The sequence below is a fragment of the Ramlibacter sp. genome, assembly GCF_036676645.1.
GTDB lineage: Bacteria > Pseudomonadota > Gammaproteobacteria > Burkholderiales > Burkholderiaceae_C > Ramlibacter.
The window spans coordinates 26,673-46,716 of the sequence record NZ_JAKFCM010000087.1 but is presented as its reverse complement, the minus strand read 5'-3'; the positions used below and the strand labels follow the sequence as shown (position 1 = coordinate 46,716).

19 protein-coding genes are annotated in these 20,044 nt (G+C 71.8%); 10 read left to right on the top strand and 9 right to left on the bottom strand.

The window, feature by feature from the left end; translation table 11 throughout:
* The first annotated feature begins 6 nt into the window (after positions 1 to 6).
* Positions 7 to 360 carry a PilZ domain-containing protein gene (locus tag V6M57_RS12510; protein ID WP_332815324.1) on the top strand — a complete coding sequence of 118 codons (354 nt, stop codon included), beginning with the start codon at positions 7 to 9 and terminating at the stop codon, positions 358 to 360.
* A gap of 7 nt (positions 361 to 367) precedes the next feature.
* Positions 368 to 991 carry a hypothetical protein gene (locus V6M57_RS12505; RefSeq protein WP_332815323.1) on the top strand — a complete coding sequence of 208 codons (624 nt, stop codon included), beginning with the start codon at positions 368 to 370 and terminating at the stop codon, positions 989 to 991.
* A 49-nt stretch (positions 992 to 1,040) separates the two neighbouring features.
* On the opposite strand, the gene V6M57_RS12500 is transcribed toward V6M57_RS12505, so the two are convergent.
* The 3 genes from V6M57_RS12500 to thpR all read right to left on the bottom strand — a co-directional run bounded on the left by V6M57_RS12500 (position 1,041) and on the right by thpR (position 3,815).
* Complete coding sequence (locus tag V6M57_RS12500) at positions 1,041 to 2,339, bottom strand: DUF5666 domain-containing protein (RefSeq protein ID WP_332815322.1); 1,299 nt, start codon at positions 2,337 to 2,339, stop codon at positions 1,041 to 1,043.
* Positions 2,336 to 3,142 (bottom strand): DUF6502 family protein, encoded by an 807-nt coding sequence (locus V6M57_RS12495; protein ID WP_332815321.1) that lies wholly within the window; start codon positions 3,140 to 3,142, stop codon positions 2,336 to 2,338. The genes V6M57_RS12500 and V6M57_RS12495 overlap by 4 nt, the downstream gene beginning before the upstream one ends.
* Before the next feature lie 136 nt (positions 3,143 to 3,278).
* Entirely contained in the window at positions 3,279 to 3,815 is a 537-nt protein-coding gene (thpR, locus tag V6M57_RS12490; protein WP_332815320.1) for an RNA 2',3'-cyclic phosphodiesterase, read from the bottom strand.
* A 107-nt stretch (positions 3,816 to 3,922) separates the two neighbouring features.
* On the opposite strand from thpR, the gene V6M57_RS12485 reads away from it, so the two are divergent.
* From V6M57_RS12485 to V6M57_RS12475, 3 genes are read left to right on the top strand one after another with little or no spacing between them, the layout of a single operon-like run.
* Positions 3,923 to 4,291: a hypothetical protein gene (locus V6M57_RS12485; RefSeq protein WP_332815319.1), complete on the top strand. Its 369-nt coding sequence runs from the start codon at positions 3,923 to 3,925 to the stop codon at positions 4,289 to 4,291.
* A gap of 1 nt (position 4,292) precedes the next feature.
* Entirely contained in the window at positions 4,293 to 4,553 is a 261-nt protein-coding gene (locus V6M57_RS12480) for a DUF5985 family protein (protein ID WP_332815318.1), read from the top strand.
* Between the two features lie 3 nt (positions 4,554 to 4,556).
* Positions 4,557 to 4,823 (top strand): DUF5985 family protein, encoded by a 267-nt coding sequence (locus V6M57_RS12475; RefSeq protein WP_332815317.1) that lies wholly within the window; start codon positions 4,557 to 4,559, stop codon positions 4,821 to 4,823.
* A 13-nt stretch (positions 4,824 to 4,836) separates the two neighbouring features.
* Here V6M57_RS12475 and V6M57_RS12470 read toward each other — a convergent pair whose 3' ends face one another.
* Together V6M57_RS12470 and V6M57_RS12465 are read right to left on the bottom strand one after the other, a co-directional pair.
* The gene (locus V6M57_RS12470) at positions 4,837 to 5,463 is read right to left on the bottom strand and encodes a CDP-alcohol phosphatidyltransferase family protein (RefSeq protein ID WP_332815316.1); all 627 of its coding nucleotides are present in this window, start codon (positions 5,461 to 5,463) and stop codon (positions 4,837 to 4,839) included.
* A 121-nt stretch (positions 5,464 to 5,584) separates the two neighbouring features.
* Entirely contained in the window at positions 5,585 to 6,700 is a 1,116-nt protein-coding gene (locus V6M57_RS12465; RefSeq protein ID WP_332815315.1) for an ABC transporter substrate-binding protein, read from the bottom strand.
* Positions 6,701 to 6,820: 120 nt separating this feature from the next.
* On the opposite strand from V6M57_RS12465, the gene V6M57_RS12460 reads away from it, so the two are divergent.
* Complete coding sequence (locus V6M57_RS12460; protein WP_332815314.1) at positions 6,821 to 8,095, top strand: MFS transporter; 1,275 nt, start codon at positions 6,821 to 6,823, stop codon at positions 8,093 to 8,095.
* A gap of 90 nt (positions 8,096 to 8,185) precedes the next feature.
* On the top strand, positions 8,186 to 10,624 hold the full coding sequence (locus V6M57_RS12455; protein ID WP_332815313.1) for a 7TM diverse intracellular signaling domain-containing protein: 2,439 nt from the start codon (positions 8,186 to 8,188) through the stop codon (positions 10,622 to 10,624).
* A gap of 24 nt (positions 10,625 to 10,648) precedes the next feature.
* On the opposite strand, the gene serB is transcribed toward V6M57_RS12455, so the two are convergent.
* Positions 10,649 to 11,371 carry a phosphoserine phosphatase SerB gene (gene serB / locus V6M57_RS12450; protein ID WP_332815312.1) on the bottom strand — a complete coding sequence of 241 codons (723 nt, stop codon included), beginning with the start codon at positions 11,369 to 11,371 and terminating at the stop codon, positions 10,649 to 10,651.
* A gap of 172 nt (positions 11,372 to 11,543) precedes the next feature.
* Between serB and V6M57_RS12445 the strand changes: the two genes are divergently transcribed.
* Entirely contained in the window at positions 11,544 to 12,989 is a 1,446-nt protein-coding gene (locus V6M57_RS12445; protein WP_332815311.1) for a carotenoid oxygenase family protein, read from the top strand.
* Between the two features lie 25 nt (positions 12,990 to 13,014).
* Here V6M57_RS12445 and V6M57_RS12440 read toward each other — a convergent pair whose 3' ends face one another.
* The 3 genes from V6M57_RS12440 to mfd form a co-directional block, all read right to left on the bottom strand.
* Positions 13,015 to 13,785, bottom strand: a complete 771-nt coding sequence (locus V6M57_RS12440; protein WP_332815310.1) for a slipin family protein — start codon at positions 13,783 to 13,785, stop codon at positions 13,015 to 13,017.
* A gap of 31 nt (positions 13,786 to 13,816) precedes the next feature.
* Complete coding sequence (locus V6M57_RS12435) at positions 13,817 to 15,181, bottom strand: NfeD family protein (RefSeq protein WP_332815309.1); 1,365 nt, start codon at positions 15,179 to 15,181, stop codon at positions 13,817 to 13,819.
* A 133-nt stretch (positions 15,182 to 15,314) separates the two neighbouring features.
* Positions 15,315 to 18,761, bottom strand: coding sequence for a transcription-repair coupling factor (mfd, locus tag V6M57_RS12430; protein WP_332815308.1), 3,447 nt, complete (start codon positions 18,759 to 18,761; stop codon positions 15,315 to 15,317).
* Positions 18,762 to 18,884: 123 nt separating this feature from the next.
* Here mfd and ispD point away from each other — a divergent pair, with 123 nt between their 5' ends.
* Complete coding sequence (ispD, locus tag V6M57_RS12425; protein ID WP_332815307.1) at positions 18,885 to 19,565, top strand: 2-C-methyl-D-erythritol 4-phosphate cytidylyltransferase; 681 nt, start codon at positions 18,885 to 18,887, stop codon at positions 19,563 to 19,565.
* Positions 19,562 to 20,044, top strand: coding sequence for a 2-C-methyl-D-erythritol 2,4-cyclodiphosphate synthase (ispF, locus tag V6M57_RS12420; protein ID WP_332815306.1), 483 nt, complete (start codon positions 19,562 to 19,564; stop codon positions 20,042 to 20,044). Before ispD ends, ispF begins: the two co-directional genes overlap by 4 nt.

Sequence of the window (20,044 nt, the reverse complement as noted above, 5' to 3'; positions counted from 1 at the left end):
CAGAACATGGCAACGAGCGAACCCCGGGTTGTGGTGCCGTTGGGGCGGCTGCAGGAAAAGCGCGGCGCCGAGCGGTTCGAAATGGAACTGCCGCTGACGGTTGCGCAGGGGCAGGGCGGGATCACCCGGGACGTGAGCGTGAGCGGGCTGTCGTTCACCTCGCGCCGGCCCTACGCCGCCGGCGAGCGGATCGAGCTCACCGTCGAGTACCTGCTGGACGGCCACAACTACCCGCTGCGCTGCGAGGCAGTGGTGGTGCGCTGCGAATCCGGCGCCGTCGGCTTCACGATCGGCGCCCGCCTGGCGACCGCGTTCATCGAGGAAGGCCCGGATGGGCTGGAGCCGCCCGGCGCATCATAATGGGCCGATGGGGCTGTTCGACAAGTTCTTGAAGACGGACCAGCGCAACGGCGCGCCTTCGGTGTTGCCTTCGGGCACCCAGTTCCAGGACAGCGATGTGGCGCCGGAGGATGCCGCCGCCGCGCGCCTGGCCCTGCGGCGCGAGCTGGTCCAGGTCACGCTGCGCGAGGCCATGCGCCGCCACGCGGTGCCGTCCGACTGGCTCGAGGTGCGCATGCTTCCGGTCGTCTCGCGCAGGAACAAGAGCGGCCTGCATGTGCAGCTGATCGTCAAGCAGGGGCAGGGCAGCCTGCTGACCTACATCCCCGCCTTCCAGTCCGGCCTGATGGCCGAGATCGAGAAGTTCGACCCGCGCGCCTGGGAGTGGCTGCTGAGCATTTCGTGGCAGTTCGCCGGCATCACGTCCCGGAGCGCCGCCGAGGCCCCCGCCGCGCTCGGAGGGCGCATGGGCGCCGCCGCGGCGCCCGCTCCCGCCGAAGCCGCCAGCCCGGCGGCCACGGCCGCCGACGATGACCTGTCCGAGGACCTGCAGGCGCTGTACGCCATCCGCGACGCGGCGCTCCAGGACGGCGCGCCCACCGAGGCGCAGCCCGACTTCGAGCCGACCCGCCCGGGCGCCGACGAGGCCTAGGAGCCCCGGCTCGCGCACTGGCGCGCAGCCCGGAGCCGCCCCAGTCCGGTCAGGGCAGGAATTCGACGCGCTCGGCCAGCAGAACGTCATCCACCACCCGCGAGCCGGTGACCCGCGCGCTGCGGCCGTTGTGCAGGTCGGCGGCCGAGCCATTCACGAACACCACGCCAGCGCCGCTGGCGTCGATCTCCTGGCCCTGGATGCGGAAGCTGGCCGGCGACTGCCAGGCCCCGATCGTGCCGGTGGCGCTGAAGTGCGACTCGGGCGGTGCGGACGGTGCGTGCCGCAGCTTCAGGCGGGTGGCCACCAGCACACCGGCGCGCAGCGTGCCGGCGACCTCCACGCGGACGCCGGGCACCAGGTCGGCGGCCGACCCGCCCGACACCTGCGCGCCCGACGCATCGACCGGCAGGCCGTCGACCTGCAGGTCCGCCAACCCGGCCGCGCGCGTGAGCACCCCGCCGAGCGAGAAGCGGCCGCCGCCGGCCGCAGGGAGCGGGTACCAGGGCTCGACCGAGTCCGCCGCCAGGGGATCACCGGGCGAGCGGGCCCGCACCCGCACCAGCTGGCCTTCGGCCAGGCCCGAGGCCGGCCAGAGGCCGCGCAGGGTGGCGCCGGCATAGCTCACCCGCACCCCGGCCACGGTGAACGTGCGCTGCGCAGGGTCCAGCGACTGCACGGTGCCCGACAGCACCGGCAGGGCGCCGGCTGCCAGCCGCTCGATGCGGGTGGCACGCAGTTGCGCCCCCAGGCCGGGAAGTCCGTGCACCTGGACCGTGTCGCCTGCGCGCAGGTCGGCCAGCGAGCCCAGCCCGCCGGCATAGACGGTGGACGGATCCACGCTCACCGGCGCCGACAGCACGCTGAGGCGGCCGGCGGCCACGTCCAGGTCGGCCACGGCGCCGCGCAGGTCGGCGGCCGAGAGCACCAGGGTCGCGGTGCCGGATGCGAGGTCGGCGCTGAGCGTGCCGGAGACCCGCACGGTCATGCCCAGCCGCAGCGACACCGTGTCCTCCAGCAACAGCTGCGCAGTGCTGGTGTCGAAGCGGGTGCCGTTGACGATGATGCTGCCGAAGCCGTCGACCGAGCCTATCCCGCCACTGTCGGCCACCGCGCCGGTGCCGCCGGAGCCCACGCCTTCGCCGGAGATGCCGGTGCCGCCCGAGCCGACGCCGGCCACGCTGGTGTCCCCGCCGCCAGCACCGGCAACTCCCGGTCCACCGGCGCTCGCCCCGTCCATGAAGCCCTCGAAGCCGGAGCCGCCGACGCCGCCGCCTCCGCCGCACCCGGTCAGCGCCAGCCAGGCGGCGAGCAGCAGCCCGGACAGGAGGCGGCCGGCGAGTTTCATTCCCCGGCCGCCTCCCGCTCGCCGTAATGGAGGTAGACGCCCACCCGCAGCCGCTGGGAACCCTGGGCGCCGCTGCGGGTGATGGCCTCGCTGAGCTGGCTGACCAGGTCGCGGTGCAGCGCCGCCCAGCGCTGGCGCATCCACTGGTGCACGGCCTCGCAGTCGTCCTCGCTCAGGCCTTCGGCGAACACGGCGCGCTCGAGCAGCAAGGGGCCCTCGCCCATGGCGTTGGACACCGCGGCGGCGGCGTGGTCGCGCAGGTTGTCGCCCAGGAAGGCCAGCGTGGTCTGCAGGTCCGACGTGGGCACGAAGCCTTCGGCCGAGAGCTCGACGTGCGTGGCATCGGCCTTGGCCACCATCCCCAGGCGCATGAGCTCGTCGAGCACGGCACGGTGGTGCACGTCGCCGCGGCTGGCCTCGCGCGCCACCTGCTCGAAGGACAGGCCTTCGTCGCTGCCGGCGATCGGCAGGCGCTGCAGCGCCGGGTCCTCGCCCGCCAGCTGCAGCCAGCGGGTGAAGGTCTTCGCCGCGGCCGACAACTCGGTGTGCGGCAGCGGGTCGGCCGGCCGCCGCACGCGCGCCGTCACGTCCTTGCGATTGAGCCCGGTGGTCACCGCCAGCTGGCTGATGTTGGGCGCAGCCACGCCCTGCTGGCGCCACAGGCGGGTCGCCTCTTCGAGCAGCAGCTCGCGCAGCAGGGTTTCCAGGTGCGGGTGCTTCAGGCCCATGCCCAGCGCGAGCCGCACCAGCGGGCGCATCACGCGCGCGCAGGCGGCTTGGGCCCAGGTCAGGCGGTCTTGCATGGAGGCGGGCGCAGGAGGTTCGTTCCATTGTTCACGGCGGCCCCGGCGCTGTGCGCGCTTTTCCCATTCGCAAGGCCCTCGCGACCCTTCCGGTAGTCCGATCGGGCCATGCCCGGCGGGGAACTGCCGAGCCACTTCAGGGATCGCGGCGGCCGTACAGGCGAACCACTTCGTAGCCGTGCCCGGGGATGCTGCGCACCAGCGCGTAGCCGGTGCCGGCGTGCCACTCGGCCGGCGCCGGTTCTCCTGCCGGCGGCCGCGCTCCGGCGGCCCTGCGCGCGAGGGTGACGTGCGGACGATAGCGGCGCTCCTCCTGCGGCCAGCCCAGGCCCGCCAGCGCGCCGGCCAGCGACGCATGCAGCCGCAACAGGGCCGGCGTGGATGCGAGCTCGAGCACGGCGATGCCGCCCGGCCACACGCGGGGCCGCGCGGTGCGCAGCTCCAGCGTCACCGGCCCGGCCTCGACCGCGAGCGCGCGGGCGAACTCGCCCAGGCGCTCCAGCGGCACGTTGCCGAGGAAGTGCAGCGTCAGGTGGAGCTGGTCCGCGCCCACCGGCGCCGCTTCCGGCGGCCAGGCCCAGCCCTGCTGGATCGAGTGGAGCTGCCGGCGGACGGCGTCGTCCGGCCAGAGCGCCAGGAACAGGCGAACGGCCGGCTTTTTCGTGGGTTTCATGGCACGGATTCCATTGATGAGTCCACAAGGGCAGTGGCGCTTGGTAGAGTGCGCGGCGCCATGTTCCTGCCTTCCTCCTGCTGCACGGTGCCGTGACGCGGCCCGAGATGCCCGCGGACCTGCGGCGCTTCATCCTCACCAGCATCCCCTCGGTGCCCTACCTGGAGGCGGTGTTGCTGCTGCGCGCGGCGCCGACGCACGACTGGGCGGCGGCCGATGTCGCCCGCCGCCTGTACCTGCCCGAGTCGCGCGCGGCCGAACTGCTCCAGCAACTCGGCAGTGCCGGCGTCGCAGCGTCGGCCAGTGCCGATGCCTGCCGCTACCATCCCGCCACCGACGAGCTGCGCGAGATGATCGACCGGCTCGCTGCCCAGTACGCCGCCGACCTCGTGGGCGTCAGCGACCTGATCCATTCCGGCGTCGACAAGAAAGCCCGGCAGTTCGCGGACGCCTTCCGCTGGAGAAAGGACGCTTGAGATGGCCGCTGTCGTGTATGCGCTGTGCGCCCTGACCAGCCTGACCTGCTTCGTGCTGCTCTGGCGTGGCTGGCGCGCAGGGGGGCACCGGCTGCTGTTCTGGGCCGCGCTGTGCTTCATCGGGATGACCTTCAACAATTTCATGCTGGTCGCGGACAAGGTGATCTACCCGACGCAGATCGACCTCAGCAGCTGGCGTCTGTGGGCCGCCCTGGCTGCCGTGCTGCTGCTGCTGTTCGGCCTGGTGTGGGAGGAGGAGTAGCCGATGAGCCAGATGCTGACGGGCGCCATCGCGATGGGTTCGTTCGTGGTCGGACTGTTCTTCTTCCGGTTCTGGCGGAGCACCCGCGACAGTTTCTTCCTGTGCTTCGCGCTTTCGTTCTGGCTGGAGGCCGTCAACCGGGTCGCGCTGGGCCTGCTGTTCGCCGCCAGCGAACTGGAACCGCTCTTCTACCTGCTGCGGGTGGTCGCCTACGGGTTGATCGTGCTGGCCATCCTGCAGAAGAACCGCAAGCGCCCGCCGGCCTCCTGAGGGCGGCTCACCCTCACAGCTTGGGGATGCGCAGGGTCTTGCTGACCATCAGGGTGCCGGACAGCGCGAACAGCAGCGACAGGGGGTGCAGCACCCAGGGCCCCAGTGCGATCGCGCCGCCGTAGATCGCATCGCCCAGCCGGCCGTGCCAGGCCGCCCAGGCCAGCACGGCCGTGAGCAGCACGCTGGTCGGGATGGGCGTGCCCTCGAAGTAGGCGACCTTGCCGCCGGCGCCGGCCAGCGCGTCGGCAGTGACGTTGTAGCGGGCCAGCCGGCTCACCCCGCAGCAGACGAAGTAGACCAGCACCGCCGCGTCCCAGCCGCCCTGCAGGCCGGCGGCGAAGCCCAGGGCGGCGGGTGCCACGCCGAACGAGATCACGTCGGACAGCGAATCCAGTTCGCGCCCGAGTGGCGAATGCTCGTGGCGGGCGCGGGCGATGCGACCGTCCAGCACGTCGAAGGCGAGGGCGGCCGGCGCGAGCGCGGCGGACGCCAGGAAGTGCGAGGTGTCGCCGCTGGCCAGGTACAGCATGGCCAGGAACACCGAGCCGACTCCGCAGGCCGCGTTGCCCAGCGTGAGGAAGTCGGCGAGGTGGAAGCCTCGCAGCATGGAGAAGTGGCGCCGGGCGGCTGGCTGCATGGGGCGGTGGGGCGTGCTGGCTCCACCTTAGGCCGTGCGGCCGGCGTGCCCGGTCGGCCCCCGGCACGCGACCTTGTAGTCAGCGTCCGACGGCGGATGAGCCGCCCCCGGCGGGCGACCGCTACTGCCGGATCCGGCCGGAGCCGCTGATGATGGACAGTTCGACGAAGCGCGAGCCGGTGCGCATGCCCGGCCTGAAGCCGATCAGGTAGCCGCCCAGGTCGACCCGGTCCATGCCGTCGAGGGCCGCGACCATGCCTTCGCGCGTGGGCCGGGCGCCCTGGCGCCGCACCGCCTCGACGATCACCTTGGCGGTGATGAAGCCCTCCATCATGGCGTAGCTCACCGGCACTTCCAGGTTGGGCGTCCTGGCGACCAGGTCGGTGAACTCCTTGGCCAGCCGGTTCGCGATCTTGTAGGGGCTGGGCGTGACCTGCGCGATGGCCACGCCCTGCATCTGCTCCTCGCCCAGCCGCTTGGACATCTGCTCGATGTCGGCGCCCGAGTGCGCGAACAGCTGGGCCGTGCCGCCGTTGCCCCGGTACTGCTCGATGAAGGCGGCCGCCGCGGCGCCGCTGGACACCATCAGGATGGCCTGCGGGGGCTGCTTGATGAACAGGTCCACGGCCTGCGCGACGGCGGCGCCGCCCGCCGGGTAGGAGCCGCGGGCAATGACCTGCGCCTTGACCCGGGCGGCCGATTCGTCGGCCGCGGCGATCAGCGCCGGTGCGCCGGGCCCGTCTTCGTAGAACAGGCCCAGGCGGTTGATGCCGATGGTCGCAAGGTGTTCGGCGAGCTTGTTCAGTTCGTCGCGCAGGCCGGCGCGCACGCTGTACACCCAGGCCTTGTCGGGGCGGATCTCGGTGGTGCGGTAGCCGACCAGCGCGATGCGTTCCTTCTCCAGCAGTCCCGACTGCAGCAGTTCCCCCACGTTGCGGCTGCCGATGTAGCCGGCCAGCACCGTCGGCTTGTCGTCGGCCAGCAGTTGGCGGGTGGCGGGCACCGTGTCCTCGGAACGGCCGCCGTCGTCCTTGCGCACCAGCGTGAAGGTGTGGCCGTTCACGCCGCCCGCGGCATTGACGCTGTTGAAGACGAGCTGCATGCCGGCGGCATAGGCGCGGCCCTGGCTGGCTTCCATGCCGGTCATTGCGGCGACCTGGCCGACGACGATGGGGGCGGCGTGGGCGAGCGGGGCTGCGAGGGCAAGTGCTGCGGCGACGGCGCGCAGTTTCTTCATGGCGGTTCCTTCTCCGTGCGGACACGGCGAAGATAGCAAAGCCCAGCCGTTGGCCATCGCGGGAATTGCCTAGGCGCGCCCCCGCTGTGCCATTTCGCGCGGCAGTGTTCCAATCCGCGGATGCTCCGAACCGCCACGCTGGGCTCGCCCGCCGCCCCCGCCCGCCACGCCGTCGAATCCCCCTATGCCTGGTGGCGGCTCGCCGTCTCCCTGCTGCTCATGACCATCGGCGGCTCGGGCATGTATTCCGTGACGGTGGTGCTGCCCGCGATCCAGGCGGAGTTCGGCATCGACCGAGCGGCCGCTTCGCTGCCCTACACGCTGACCATGATCGGCTTCGGGCTGGGCGGCGTGCTCATGGGGCGCATGGCCGACCGCTTCGGGGTGCTGGTGCCGGTCGCGGTGGGCGGGGTGGCGCTGGGCGCCGGTTTCATCGCGGCCGGCCTGGCTCCGGGGATGTGGACTTTCGGCCTTGCGCAGGGGCTTCTCATCGGCTTGCTGGGCACCTCGGCCACCTTCGCGCCGCTGGTCTCGGACACCTCCCAGTGGTTCGACCGCCGCCGTGGCACCGCGCTGGCCATCTGCATGAGCGGCAACTACGTGGCGGGGGCGATCTGGCCGCCGGTCATGCAGCACTTCATCGACGCTGCGGGCTGGCGCCACACCTACATCGGCATCGGCGTGTTCTGCCTGCTCAGCATCCTGCCGCTGGCCTTGTTCCTGCGCCCGCGCCCGCCGCTCGCCGTGGCCGCGCCCGCGCCGTCGCCGGAAGCGGCCGCTGCGGCGGCCTCCGGGACGAGCCGGCCCATGGGCCTGAGCCCGGCGACGGCGCAGGCGCTGCTGTGCGTGGCGGGGGTGGCCTGCTGCGTGGCGATGTCGATGCCGCAGGTGCACATCGTGGCCTACTGCACCGACCTCGGCTTCGGCGCCGCGCGCGGCGCCGAAATGCTGGCCGTGATGCTGGGCATGGGCGTGATCAGCCGGCTGGTGTCGGGCTGGATCTCCGACCGCATCGGTGGCCTCAAGACGCTGCTGCTCGGCTCGGTGCTGCAGGGCGTCGCGCTGCTGATGTTCCTGCCGTTCGACGGGCTGGTGTCGCTGTACCTGGTGTCGGCGATGTTCGGCCTGTTCCAGGGCGGCATCGTGCCCTCGTACGCGCTGATCGTGCGGCAGCATTTCTCGCCGGCCGAGGCGGGCGCGAGGGTGGGCACGGTCCTGATGGCGACGCTGTTCGGCATGGCGCTGGGCGGATGGATGTCGGGCGCCGTGTTCGACCTCACCGGCTCGTACCGCGCGGCCTTCCTCAATGGCATTGCCTGGAACGCGCTGAACCTGTCGATCGTGCTGTTCCTGCTGCACCGGGTGCACGTGCTGGCGCGGCGCCGGGCGGCCTGAAGCGCCGCTGGCGCCGCCGCCGCAGCCATCCGTCCGCCGGCTTTTCGGGTCGGTGGAGCGCCATGGACGGGTTGCTATAGTGGCTCGGCCATGCGCGCAGGTCCCGATCCGGATCGCCGTCGAACCCCGCTGCCGGCCCTAGCGGCCGGCCTGCTGCGGCACGCATGGCGGCTCGCTTTCGCCTGCGCCTGCCTGCTCCTCCTGGCGCTGCAGCCGGTCCGGGCCGAGGGCGTCCGGCTCGATGCCGGCCTGCATGACCTCTCCGGCGCCTTCCACTACCTGGAAGATCCGGCGGGCGAACTTCGCTTCGACGACGTCCTCGCGCCGCAAGCCCGCTGGCAGCCGGTGCGGGCCGGCGCCGCCGCCAATTTCGGCCTGACGCAGTCGGCCATCTGGCTCCGGGTGGAGCTGGATCTTCCGTCCGGCGGTCCGCGCGACTGGCTGCTGGAGGTGGCCTATCCGCCGCTGGACCGCGTGGACGTCTGGTCGCCCGATCGTGCGTTCGGCTTCGAGCACCAGGCCGGCGGCGACCGCCTGCCCTTTGCGAGCCGCGCGGCCGCGCACCGCAACCACGTCTTCCCGGTGCGCCTGCCGCCCGGCGCCCGCAGCACGCTGTACATGCGCGTGCAGTCGGAGGGGACCGTGGTGGCGCCCGTGCGCCTGTGGCAGCCGGAGGCGATGGCGCGGGACGACCAGGCCAGCTATGCGCTGCTCAGCCTGTACTTCGGCCTGCTGCTGGGCCTGCTGCTGTACAACGCGCTGCTGTTCGTCTCGGTGCGAGAGCCCGGCTACGCGTACTACGTGGCCTTCGCGGCCGCCATGGGCCTGGCGCAGGCCTCGCTCAGCGGCCTGGGCGCGCAGTTCCTGTGGCCGCAGGCCGGCTGGTGGAACAACGTGTCGGTGCCGGTGGGCCTGTCGGCCGCCGCGGTGTTCGGGCTGCTGTTCGCGCGCGACTTCCTGTCCAGCGCGGCGCGGCTGCCGCGGCTGGACCGCGTGCTGCTCGCGCAGATGGCGGGCTGGGGGCTGGCCCTGCTGGCAGCGCTGGCCTTGCCCTACGTCGTCTCGGCGCGGATGGTGATCGTGCTGGCCGTCGTCAGCGTGGTGACGATGGCGCTGGTCGGCGTCGTCAGCATCCGGCGCGAGTACGCCGGCGCGCGCTGGTTCTTCACGGCCTGGGCGCTGCTGCTGCTGGGCGTGGGCACGCTGGCGCTGCACGACACCGGCGTGCTGCCGTCCAATGCGCTCACCTCCAACTCGCTGCTGATCGGCTCGGCGCTGGAGATGGTGCTGCTGTCCTTCGCGCTGGGCGACCGCATCAACGTGGCGCGCCGCTTCAAGGAGCTGGCGCAGGCGCGCATCGCTGCCGAGCACGCGATGGTGGAGGCGTTGAGGCAGTCGGAGGCGCGCATCAAGGAGGTGCTGCAGGAACGCGAGATCGTGCTGCAGAACTCGATCGTGGGCATCGCGTTCCTCACCGCCGCGGGACGCCTCAAGTGGGCCAACAGGGCCATGCTGGACATGTTCGGCGCCGGCAAGCGGCCGGTGTCCTCGATGGAGCCGTTCTACCTCTCGCGCGAGCAGTACCTGGAGGTGGGCGGCGACTCGGCGCGCGCGGTGGCGCGGGGCGAGACCTTCGAGCGCGAGCTGCAGGTGCAGCGCTTCGACGGCACGCGCATCTGGATCCACCTGTCGGGCAAGGCGGTGAACGGGCGCGACCTCAGCGGGGGCACGGTCTGGGTGATCATGGACATCAGCCGGCGCAAGCAGCTCGAGCAGCAGCTGCGCGTGACCATGTCGGAGCGCGAGGCGATCCTGAACAATGCCGTGGTCGGCATCGTGCTGTCGGTCAACCGGCAGCACGAGTGGGTGAACGAGAAGTTCGCCAGCATGATGGGCTACCCGCGGCAGGTGCTGATCGGCCAGCCGTCCTCCTACATCCATCCGGACGACGAGAGCTGGCAGCGTTTCGGTGCCGAAGCGCGCGCTTCGCTGATCGCGTCCAACAGCTATTCCAGCGAGCGGCAGCTGCGCCGGCGCAGCGGCGAGCTGTTCTGGGTGGAGATGGGCGGCAGCTGCATCCGCCCGCACGACCCCGACGCCGGGGTGATCTGGACCTTCCTGGACGTCACCGGGCGCAAGGCCTCCGAGGCCGGGATGCGCAGCGCGCTGGAGCAGCAGAAGGCGCTCAATGAACTGCGGGCGCGGGTGGTGGCGGTCGCCTGCCGCGAGTTCCACACCCCGCTGGCGGCCATCCGGGCGTCCGCGGAGCGTCTGCGCCGGGGCGCGGCACCGGCCGATGCCGGGCGGCTGCAGGCCCTGGACGAGATCGGCACGGCGACCCAGCGCATGGCGCGCCTGCTCGACCGGGTGGGCGTGCTGGCGCGCGCCGACGCCGGCCTGCTGGCGCCGCAGCCCGGCGAACTGGACCTGCAGGCGCTGTGCCGCGAACTGGCGCAGGAGGCCACGGCGCAGCATCCGGATGCCCCGGCCCGGGTGGAGGTGCGTTGCGGCGAGGATCCGGCGGCCTAGCGGCGCGCTCGCGCCGCGGCGCGGTCAGCCGAAGACTTCCAGCAGGCGGTCGAGCCCGCCCTCGTTGATCTGCACCATCGCCTGCTCGCGCACCTTGGGCTTGGCGTGGTAGGCCACGGAGAGGCCCGCCTCGCGCATCATCGGCAGGTCGTTCGCGCCGTCGCCGATGGCAATCGCCTGGCGCGGGCCGATGCCCAGCTGCGCGCAGGTCTCCAGCAGCATCTTGCGCTTTTCGGCGCCGTCGCAGATGTCGCCCCAGGGCTGGTCGACCATGCGGCCGGTGAGCTGGCCGCAGTTGGGGCCGGATTCGATCTCCAGCACGTTGGAGCGGCTGAAGTCGATGCCCAGCCGCTCCCGGATGCGGTCGGTGAAGAAGGTGAAGCCGCCCGACACCAGCAGCGTCTTCAGGCCGGCCGCCTTGCAGGCCTGCACCAGGCGTTCCGCCCCCGGGTTGAGCTGCAGCCGCCCGGTATAGACCAGCTCCATGTCGGCGATGGTCACGCCCCGCAGCAGCTTCACGCGCCGGCGCAGGCTTTCCTTGTAGTCGGCGATCTCGCCGCGCATGGCCGCCTCGGTGATCGCCGCCACTTCCTCCTTGAGGCCAACCGCGTCGGCGATCTCGTCCACGCATTCGATGTTGATCAGCGTGGAATCCATGTCGAAGACGGCGAGCTTGAAGTCGCTGAGCTTCAGGGGGGGCATGAAGCCCTGGATGGCAAGGCCGGGTGCGAATGCGCGGGTGCTCATGATGGGTCGATTGTCCCATCTGTGCGGCAGCCTCCCCGGCTGGCGGCCGAGCCGGCCACGGCCAGCGCGAGGTCATCCGTTGTCGGGTTGAAACCGGCCTTGGCGCGCGTCGCGGGCAGGCGCATGATGCTGCCGCCCGGGGGCCGCCTTCGCCGGCCCGCAAGGATCTGCCATGACTGCCCACCATCCCGCCGAAGCCCGCGCCGTCGCACTGGCCGGAAGGCTCCGGGGCCTGGCCAGCGGCGCCCGCGAGATCGACGAAGCCGGCGTGGCGGTGCGCGGCGCGCTGCCCGAGTGGCTGCGCGGCGACCTGCTGCTGAACGGCCCGGCCCTGTGGGACCTGCCCGGCGGCAGCTACGCGCACTGGTTCGACGGCCTGGCCATGCTGCACCGGGTGCGCATCGCCCCGGGCGGCGCCAGCTACCGCAGCCGCTTCCTGCGCAGCCGCGACTACCTCGAGAGCATCGAATCAGGGCGGCCCGCGTACGGCGGGTTCGGCTCGCCCGAGCCGCAGCCCTGGTGGCAGCGCCTGCGGCAGTTGCGCCAGCCCCGCGTCACCGACAACGGCGCCGTGGTGATGTCGCGCGTCGACGGGCGCTGGGTGGCCCAGACCGAAACGCCCCTGCTGACCGAATTCGATCCGGACACGCTGGCAACCGTCGGCCGCTTCGCGTTCGACGACCACGAGCCGCTGCACCTGATGGCCGCGCACGGCATCACCGAGACCGACGGCACCTGGTGGAACGTGGGCGCCGAGTTCGGCCCGCACTGCAGCTACAAGGTGTTCCGCGTGCGGCCGGGCAGCCGCCGCCGCGAGGTGCTGGCCCGCATCCCGGTGGGCAAGCCGGGCTACCTGCATGCCTTCGCGCTGACGCCGGAGCACGTGCTGGTGTGGGAGCCCGCGCTGCGCGCGCACATGTTCAGGTTCATGTTCAGCGGCTCGCCGTACATGGACAAGTTCGGCTGGGAGCCGGAGGGCGGCTCGCGCATCCACCGCGTCTCGCGCGCCGACGGCGGCGTGCAGACCTGGGCGGTGCCGCCGATGATGGCCTTCCATGCCGTGCAGGCCTGGGAGGACGGCCAGGACACCGTGCTGGACCTGTGCACCTGGGGCGACGGCATCTTCGAGGCCCTGCGCCTGGATCGCCTGCGCGCGGGCCGGCCCACCGGCCTGCCGATGGAGGTCCTGCGGTACCGACTGGCGCCCGGTGCCGGCGCGGCCTCGCCGCAGCGGCTGGCCGAGGGGGCCGAACTGCCGGTGGTGCACGGCTCCCGTTGGGGCCGGCAGCGGGCCCGGCTCGCCTGGTGTGCCGGGGTGGACCCGGCCGGGCAGGCGCCGATGTTCGATCGCACCCTGAAGCTGGACCTGGATGCCAGGGCGGTCGCCGGGAGCTGGCAGCGCCCGGAAGGCGCGGTGCAGATGGAGCCCCTGATGGTGGACCGGCCGGGGTCGCAGGACGAGGAGGACGGCGTGCTGCTGGTGCCGACCCTGGCCGACGGCGACGCCGGCACGCAGCTGGCCGTGCTCGACCCGGCTTCGATGCAGTGCCTGGCCACGCTGGAACTGCCGCAGGTGGTGCCGTTCGGGTTCCACGCGGCCTGGAACGGGCCGGCCTGAGGGCCTGGGCCCTCAGGCGGACGCCTCAGCGTTCGGGCGCGCCGGCGATTCCCCGCAGCATCGGCCCGAGCATCTCCACCGGCAGCGGGAAGACGATGGTGGAGTTCTTGTCGGCGGCGATCACCGTCAGCGTCTCCAGGTAGCGCAGTTGCAGCGCCTGCGGCTGCGTCGCCAGCACCGCGGCGGCCTCGGCCAGCTTGTGCGAGGCCTGCAGCTCGCCTTCGGCGTGGATGACCTTGGCGCGCCGCTCGCGCTCGGCCTCGGCCTGGCGCGCGATGGCGCGGACCATGGTGTCGTCCAGGTCCACGTGCTTGATCTCCACGTTGGTGACCTTGATGCCCCAGGTGTCGGTCTGCGCGTCCAGGATCTTCTGGATGTCCAGGTTGAGGCGCTCGCGCTCGGACAGCAGGTCGTCCAGCTCGTGCTTGCCCAGCACGGCCCGCAGCGTGGTCTGCGCCAGCTGGCTGGTGGCCTCGAGGTAGCGCTCCACCTGGATGATGGCGCGGGCCGGGTCGACCACGCGGAAGTACAGCACGGCGCTCACCTTGACCGACACGTTGTCGCGCGTGATCACGTCCTGGCTGGGGATGTCCATCACCACCACGCGCAGGTCCACGCGCACCAGCTGCTGGATGACCGGCACCAGGATCACCAGGCCGGGCCCCTTCACCTTCCAGAAGCGCCCGAGCTGGAACACCACGCCGCGCTCGTACTCGCGCAGGATCCGCAGCGCGGTCCCCAGGAACACCGCGAGCAGGAGCACCACGAAGCCCAAACCGATGCCGCCAGCGATCATCTCGTTCTCCCGTGGCCCGAAGCCGGGGGCCTCAGGCTGCCACCACTTCCAGCACGCCGTCCTGCAGGCGGCTCACCCGCACCCGGTCGCCCACCCGCAGCTGCACGGGGCCGCGCACCTTCCAGTGCTCGCCCTGCACCAGCGCCCAGCCCTGGCCGCCCGAGAACTCCACCAGTTCGCCGGCGGCGCCCACCAGCCCCTGCAGGCCGGTCACGACGGGGCGGCGCCTGGCCTTCGCGGCCATGCCGGCGACCAGCAGCACGAAGGCGGCGGTCACCAGCGCCAGCCCGCCCACCAGGGGCAGCGGGATGCCCCAGCCCGGCGAGTCGCTGTCGATCAGCATCACGCAGCCGAACGCGAAGGCCGCGAGACCGCCCAGGCCCAGCACGCCGAAACTCGGCAGGAAGGCTTCGGCGACCAGGAAGGCGATACCCAGCAGGATGAGTGCGAGCCCCGCGTAGTCGACCGGCAGCATCTGCAGCGCGAACAGCGCCAGCACCAGGCAAATGGCGCCGACCACGCCCGGCGCCACCATGCCGGGGTTGCTGAACTCGAAGATCAGACCGTACACGCCGGCCATCATCAGCAGCAGCGCCAGGCTGGGGTTGGTGATCACCGACAGCAGGCGGCTGCGCCAGTCCTCGTCGAAGGTCACCACCGGTGCCTCGCGGGTGCTCAGGCGGCGCACGCTGGCGCCCATGCGCAGTTCGCGGCCCTCGAGCTTGTCCAGCAGGTCGGGCAGGTCGGTGGCGACCACGTCCACCACCTTGAGCTGCAGCGCCTCCGGCGCCGAGAGGCTGACGGCCTCGCGCACCGCCTTCTCGGCCCATTCCGCATTGCGTCCGCGCAGTTGCGCCAGGCCGCGGATGTAGGCGGCGGCATCGGAGACGCGCTTGGCCGAGAGCGCATCGCCGGTGTCGGCCGGCGCGGGCGCGCTGGCCCCGGGAGCCGGCTGGCCCGCCGCCGGAGCGGGGTTGTTCGGCGACGGACCGCCGGGCATGCCAATGGCCACCGGCGTCGCCGCGCCCAGCGTGCTGGCCGGCGTCATGGCGGCGATGTGGCTGGCATACAGGATGAAGGTGCCGGCGCTCGCCGCCCGGGCGCCGCCGGGCGCGACGAAGGAGGCTACCGGCACCGGCGAGGACAGGATGTCCTTGATCATCATGCGCATCGAGCTGTCCAGGCCACCCGGCGTGTCGATCTGCAGCACCAGCAGTTGCGCCTGCCGCTTCTGCGCCACAGCCAGTCCGCGGCGCAGGTAGTCCGCGCTCGCGGGACCGACGGCGCCATCGACCTGCAGCACCACCACGTCGGACCGGGCGATGTCGTTCGCAGCCGCCCAGGGTCCGGTGAACCACAGGGCCAGCAGGCAGAGCAGGCGGACGGCGCGGCTCATGGGGCCAGTCTCGACACACGTCAGCGATTTCGCAAGCTCGTCCATTTGCGGCGGCGCGGGCGCATGGCCGAGCTGCGGGCCTTCCGCAGAGCGCGCGCGTCGTTCCCCGCGTTCGCGGGGCCGGCGCAGTGGCTTACGCCGGCTCCATCGCCTTCGGCGCGCCGAGCGACCGCAGCACGTCGCGCACCATCAGCGCCCGGTCCCTGGGCTCCTTCAGTTCGCGCTCGATGCGCAGCTTCTCGTTGCCGGCCAGCTTGATGTGGCGGTTCTTCTGGACCAGCTCGATGATGCGCATCGCGTCCACGGGGGGGTTGGCGCGGAAGGTGATGTGGGTCACGCCCGGCGCCGCATCCACCTTGGCCACGCCATAGGGGCGCGCCAGCACCCGCAGCCGGTGCACGTCGACCAGCGTCTGGGCCTGCGGCGGCAGCTTGCCGAAGCGGTCGACCAGTTCCTCCATCAGCGTGTCGATCTGGTCGCTGGTCTTGGCTGTGGCCAGCTTCTTGTAGAACGACAGCCGCAGGTGCACGTCGCCGCAGTAGTCGACGGGCAGCAGGGCCGGCGCGTGCAGGTTGATCTCGGTGGTGACCGACAGCGGGGCCAGCAGGTCCGGCTCCTTGCCGGCCTTGAGCGACGTGACGGCCTCGGCCAGCATCTCGTTGTACAGCTGGAAGCCGACCTCCAGCATGTTGCCGCTCTGGTTCTCGCCCAGCACCTCGCCGACGCCGCGGATCTCCAGGTCGTGCATGGCCAGGTAGAAGCCCGAGCCCAGCTCCTCCATCTGCTGGATCGCGTCCAGCCGCTGGCTCGCGTGCCGGGTCAGGCTTTGCGTGTCCGGGACCATCAGGTAGGCATAGGCCTGGTGGTGGCTGCGGCCGACGCGGCCGCGCAGTTGGTGCAGCTGCGCCAGCCCGAACTTGTCGGCGCGCGCGATGACGATGGTGTTGGCGGTGGGGACGTCGATGCCGGTCTCGATGATGGTCGAGCACAGCAGCACGTTGAAGCGCTGCGCCACGAAGTCGCGCATCACCCGCTCCAGCTCGCGCTCGGGCATCTGGCCGTGCGCCACGGCGATGCGCGCTTCGGGCAGCAGTTGCTGCAGCCGCTCGCGCCGGTTCTCGATGGTCTCGACCTCGTTGTGCAGGAAATAGGCCTGGCCGCCGCGCTTCAACTCGCGCAGGATGGCCTCGCGGATCACGCCGCTGCCCTCGTTGCGCACGAAGGTCTTGATCGCCAGCCGGCGCTGCGGCGCGGTGGCGATCACCGACAGGTCGCGCAGGCCCTCCAGCGCCATGCCCAGCGTGCGCGGGATCGGCGTGGCGGTCAGCGTCAGCACGTCCACCTCGGCGCGCATCGCCTTCATCGCCTCCTTGTGGCGCACGCCGAAGCGGTGCTCCTCGTCGATGATCAGCAGGCCCAGGTTCTTGAACCCGATCGTCGGCGACAGCAGCTTGTGGGTGCCCACCACGATGTCCACGCTGCCGTCGGCCAGGCCCTTGGCCGCCGCCGTGATCTCCTTTTGCGAGCGGAAGCGGCTCATCTCCGCCACCTTCACCGGCCAGCGCGAGAAGCGGTCCACCAGCGTCTGGTAGTGCTGCTCGGCCAGCAGCGTGGTGGGCGCGAGGAAGGCGACCTGCCTGCCGCCCGTGACGGCGATGAAGGCGGCCCGCAGCGCCACTTCGGTCTTGCCGAAGCCCACGTCGCCGCACACCAGCCGGTCCATCGGCCGCGGCGAAATCATGTCCTGGATCACGGCGTGGATGGCCGCGTTCTGGTCGGCCGTTTCCTCGAAGCCGAAATCGTTGGCGAACACCTCGTAGTCCTGCGGCGAGAAGCGGAAGGCGTGGCCCTCACGGGCGGCGCGGCGGGCGTAGATGTTCAGCAGCTCGGCGGCGGTGTCGCGCACCTGCTCGGCGGCCTTGCGCCGGGCCTTCTCCCACTGGCCGGAGCCGAGCTTGTGCAGCGGCGCTTCCTCCGCCGATACGCCGGTGTAGCGGCTGATCTGGTGCAATTGGCTGACCGGCACGTACAGCGTGGCCTTGTCGGCGTATTCCAGGTGCAGGAACTCGGTGCTGCCCTGGCCCAGGTCCATGTTGACCAGGCCCTTGTAGCGGCCGATGCCGTGCTGCGCGTGCACCACCGGGTCGCCCACGTTCAGCTCCGACAGGTCCTTGATCAGGGACTCGACGTCGCTGACCTGCTCCTGCCTGCGGCGCCGGCGCGTGGTCGGGCCGGCGGCGAACAGCTCGGTCTCGGTGACGAAGTCGATCGCGGCTTCCGGCCAGGCGAAGCCTTCCACCAGGGCGGCCGTGGCGATGCCCAGCTTCTCGTCGCTGCCCTGGAATTCCTCCAGCGAGTCGAAGGCCGGCACGGAAAGCTGGCTGGCGCGCAGGAAGTCCAGCAGGCTCTCGCGCCGGCCGGCGCTCTCGGCCAGCACCAGCACCCGGTGCGAAGTGGCGCAAACGTGCTGCTTGAAGCGCGCCAGGGGCTCTTCGGCGCCGCGAACCACCGACAGCTCCGGCAGCTTCCGGAACCGGGCGCTGTCTTCCACGTCCTGCACGCCCGGGCGGATCGCCAGTTGCGCCTGTTCGTTGGCCTTGCCGTAGAACTGCTCGATCGACAGGAACAGCGCCTCGGGCGGCAGGATGGGGCGGTCCGGGTCGCCCTGCAGCAGGCGATGGCGGTCCTTCGTGTCCTGCCAGAACTGCTGGAAAGCCGGCTCCAGCTCGCCATGCAGCACCAGCGTGGCCTGCGCGCCCAGGTAGTCGAACACCGTCGCGGTCTGGTCGAAGAACAGCGGCAGGTAGTACTCGATGCCGGCGGTGGCCACGCCGTTGCCCATGTCCTTGTAGATGCGGCTGCGGGTCGGGTCGCCCTCCAGCAGCTCGCGCCAGCGGTGCCGGAATTTCGCCCGCGCGTCCTCGTCCATGGGGAACTCGCGGCCGGGCAGCAGTCGCACCTCGGGCACCGGGTACAGGCTGCGCTGGGTGTCGGGGTCGAAGGCGCGGATCGAGTCGATCTCGTCGTCGAACAGGTCGATGCGGTAGGGCACCGCCGAGCCCATGGGGAACAGGTCGATCAGGCCGCCGCGCACCGCGTACTCGCCCGGGCTGACCACCTGCGTCACGTGGTTGTAGCCGGCCAGGGTGAGCTGGGCCTTGAGCCTGGCTTCCTGGAGCTTCTGCTTGTCCTTGAAGTGGAAGGTGTAGCGCGCCAGGAACGCCGGCGGTGCCAGCCGGTAGAGCGCCGTGGTGGCGGGCACGATCACCACGTCGGCCTCGCCCTGCGAGATGCGCCAGAGCGTGGCCAGGCGTTCGCTGATCAGGTCCTGGTGCGGCGAGAAGCTGTCGTAGGGCAGGGTTTCCCAGTCGGGGAACAGGCAGCAGCGCAGGTCCGGCGCGAAGAAGGCCAGTTCGTCCAGCAGGCGGCGCGCGTCGGTGGCGGTGGCGGTGACGATCGCCACCGGGCGGCCGGCGGCGTGCTCGCGCTCGGCCAGGCGCGCCAGCAGCAGGGCGTCGGCCGAGCCGGGCGGGCGCGGCAAGGCGAATCGCTTGCCGGGGGAAAGCTTGGGGAGGTCCATCAGGAAGTGCGGAACAAACGCGAACACCCCGCACGGCGAAGGTGAGGGGTGTGCAGGGATTCTAGAATGCCCCGTCCCCGCGCAGGCCGTCATGGCCATCCGCGCCGGTGCCCAAGGACTTCCGTGAACCGCCCCCCGACCTGCCACGTCCTCATCCCCGCCGGGGGCTCCGGCAGCCGCGCCGGTACGGCCGGTCCCAAGCAGTACGAACTGCTGGCCGGCCGCATGCTGGTGCTGCACACCCTGGACGTCTTCCTGTGCGTGCCGCGCATCGGCTCCGTGGTCGTGGTTGTCGCGCCCGGCGACGAGCGCATGCCCCAGGGCCAGGGCTGGCACGTGGCGCGCTGCGGCGGCGAGACGCGCGCGCAGACCGTCGCCAACGGGCTGGCCGAACTGGAGGCGCGCGGCGCCCAGGACGAGGACTGGGTGCTGGTGCACGATGCCGCACGCTGCCTGCTGCGGGCTGTGCAGGTCGAGCGCCTGATCGATGCCTGCATCGGCGACGAGGTCGGCGGGCTGCTGGCCCAGCCGCTGGCCGACACGCTGAAGGAAGAGGAGGATGGCCGCGTGACCCGGACCCTGCCGCGCCAGCACAAGTGGCTGGCGCAGACGCCGCAGATGTTCCGGCTCGGCCTGCTGCGCCGCGCGCTGGACCACGCCGGCAGCGTCACGGACGAGGCCTCCGCCGTCGAGGGCCTGGGACTCAAGCCGCTGCTGGTGCCCGGCAGCCTCGACAACTTCAAGGTGACCTGGCCGGAGGATTTCGCGCTGGCCGAGGCGGTACTCAGGAGCCGGGCGGCATGAAGGCGATCCGCATCGGCGAAGGCTGGGACGTGCATGCGCTGGTGCCGGGGCGCGCGCTGGTGATCGGCGGGGTGGTGGTGCCGTACGAGCGGGGCCTGCTCGGCCACTCGGATGCCGACGTGCTGCTGCACGCGATCACCGATGCGTTGCTGGGCGGCGCGGGCCTGGGCGACATCGGTCGGCACTTCCCGGACACCGACGACCGGTTCAAGGGCGCGGACTCGGTGCTGCTGCTGAAGGAAGCTGCCGCGCGGGTGGCGGCTGCGGGCTGGACCATCGCCAATGTCGACAGCACCGTGGTCGCGCAGGCGCCGAAGCTGGCGCCCCACATCGAAGCCATGCGCGCGCGCATCGCGGGCGCGCTGGGCCTGCCGCCGGAGCAGGTGAACGTGAAGGCCAAGACGGCCGAGCGGCTCGGCCCGGTCGGGCAGGGCCAGAGCATCGAGGCGCGCGCCGTCGTGCTGCTGCAGCGGGCCTGA

Excerpts from the sequence above, each read along its gene's own strand:
- V6M57_RS12510 (WP_332815324.1), top strand. The coding sequence starts at position 7 with ATGGCAACGAGCGAACCCCGGGTTGTGGTGCCGTTGGGGCGGCTGCAG.
- V6M57_RS12460 (WP_332815314.1), top strand. The coding sequence starts at position 6,821 with ATGCTCCGAACCGCCACGCTGGGCTCGCCCGCCGCCCCCGCCCGCCAC.
- V6M57_RS12440 (WP_332815310.1), bottom strand. The coding sequence starts at position 13,785 with ATGATCGCTGGCGGCATCGGTTTGGGCTTCGTGGTGCTCCTGCTCGCG.
- V6M57_RS12485 (WP_332815319.1), top strand. The coding sequence starts at position 3,923 with ATGCCCGCGGACCTGCGGCGCTTCATCCTCACCAGCATCCCCTCGGTG.
- V6M57_RS12455 (WP_332815313.1), top strand. The coding sequence starts at position 8,186 with ATGCGCGCAGGTCCCGATCCGGATCGCCGTCGAACCCCGCTGCCGGCC.
- V6M57_RS12435 (WP_332815309.1), bottom strand. The coding sequence starts at position 15,181 with ATGAGCCGCGCCGTCCGCCTGCTCTGCCTGCTGGCCCTGTGGTTCACC.
- thpR (WP_332815320.1), bottom strand. The coding sequence starts at position 3,815 with ATGAAACCCACGAAAAAGCCGGCCGTTCGCCTGTTCCTGGCGCTCTGG.
- V6M57_RS12480 (WP_332815318.1), top strand. The coding sequence starts at position 4,293 with ATGGCCGCTGTCGTGTATGCGCTGTGCGCCCTGACCAGCCTGACCTGC.
- mfd (WP_332815308.1), bottom strand. The coding sequence starts at position 18,761 with ATGGACCTCCCCAAGCTTTCCCCCGGCAAGCGATTCGCCTTGCCGCGC.
- V6M57_RS12495 (WP_332815321.1), bottom strand. The coding sequence starts at position 3,142 with ATGCAAGACCGCCTGACCTGGGCCCAAGCCGCCTGCGCGCGCGTGATG.
- V6M57_RS12500 (WP_332815322.1), bottom strand. The coding sequence starts at position 2,339 with ATGAAACTCGCCGGCCGCCTCCTGTCCGGGCTGCTGCTCGCCGCCTGG.
- V6M57_RS12445 (WP_332815311.1), top strand. The coding sequence starts at position 11,544 with ATGACTGCCCACCATCCCGCCGAAGCCCGCGCCGTCGCACTGGCCGGA.
- V6M57_RS12475 (WP_332815317.1), top strand. The coding sequence starts at position 4,557 with ATGAGCCAGATGCTGACGGGCGCCATCGCGATGGGTTCGTTCGTGGTC.
- V6M57_RS12470 (WP_332815316.1), bottom strand. The coding sequence starts at position 5,463 with ATGCAGCCAGCCGCCCGGCGCCACTTCTCCATGCTGCGAGGCTTCCAC.
- V6M57_RS12465 (WP_332815315.1), bottom strand. The coding sequence starts at position 6,700 with ATGAAGAAACTGCGCGCCGTCGCCGCAGCACTTGCCCTCGCAGCCCCG.
- V6M57_RS12505 (WP_332815323.1), top strand. The coding sequence starts at position 368 with ATGGGGCTGTTCGACAAGTTCTTGAAGACGGACCAGCGCAACGGCGCG.
- serB (WP_332815312.1), bottom strand. The coding sequence starts at position 11,371 with ATGAGCACCCGCGCATTCGCACCCGGCCTTGCCATCCAGGGCTTCATG.
- ispF (WP_332815306.1), top strand. The coding sequence starts at position 19,562 with ATGAAGGCGATCCGCATCGGCGAAGGCTGGGACGTGCATGCGCTGGTG.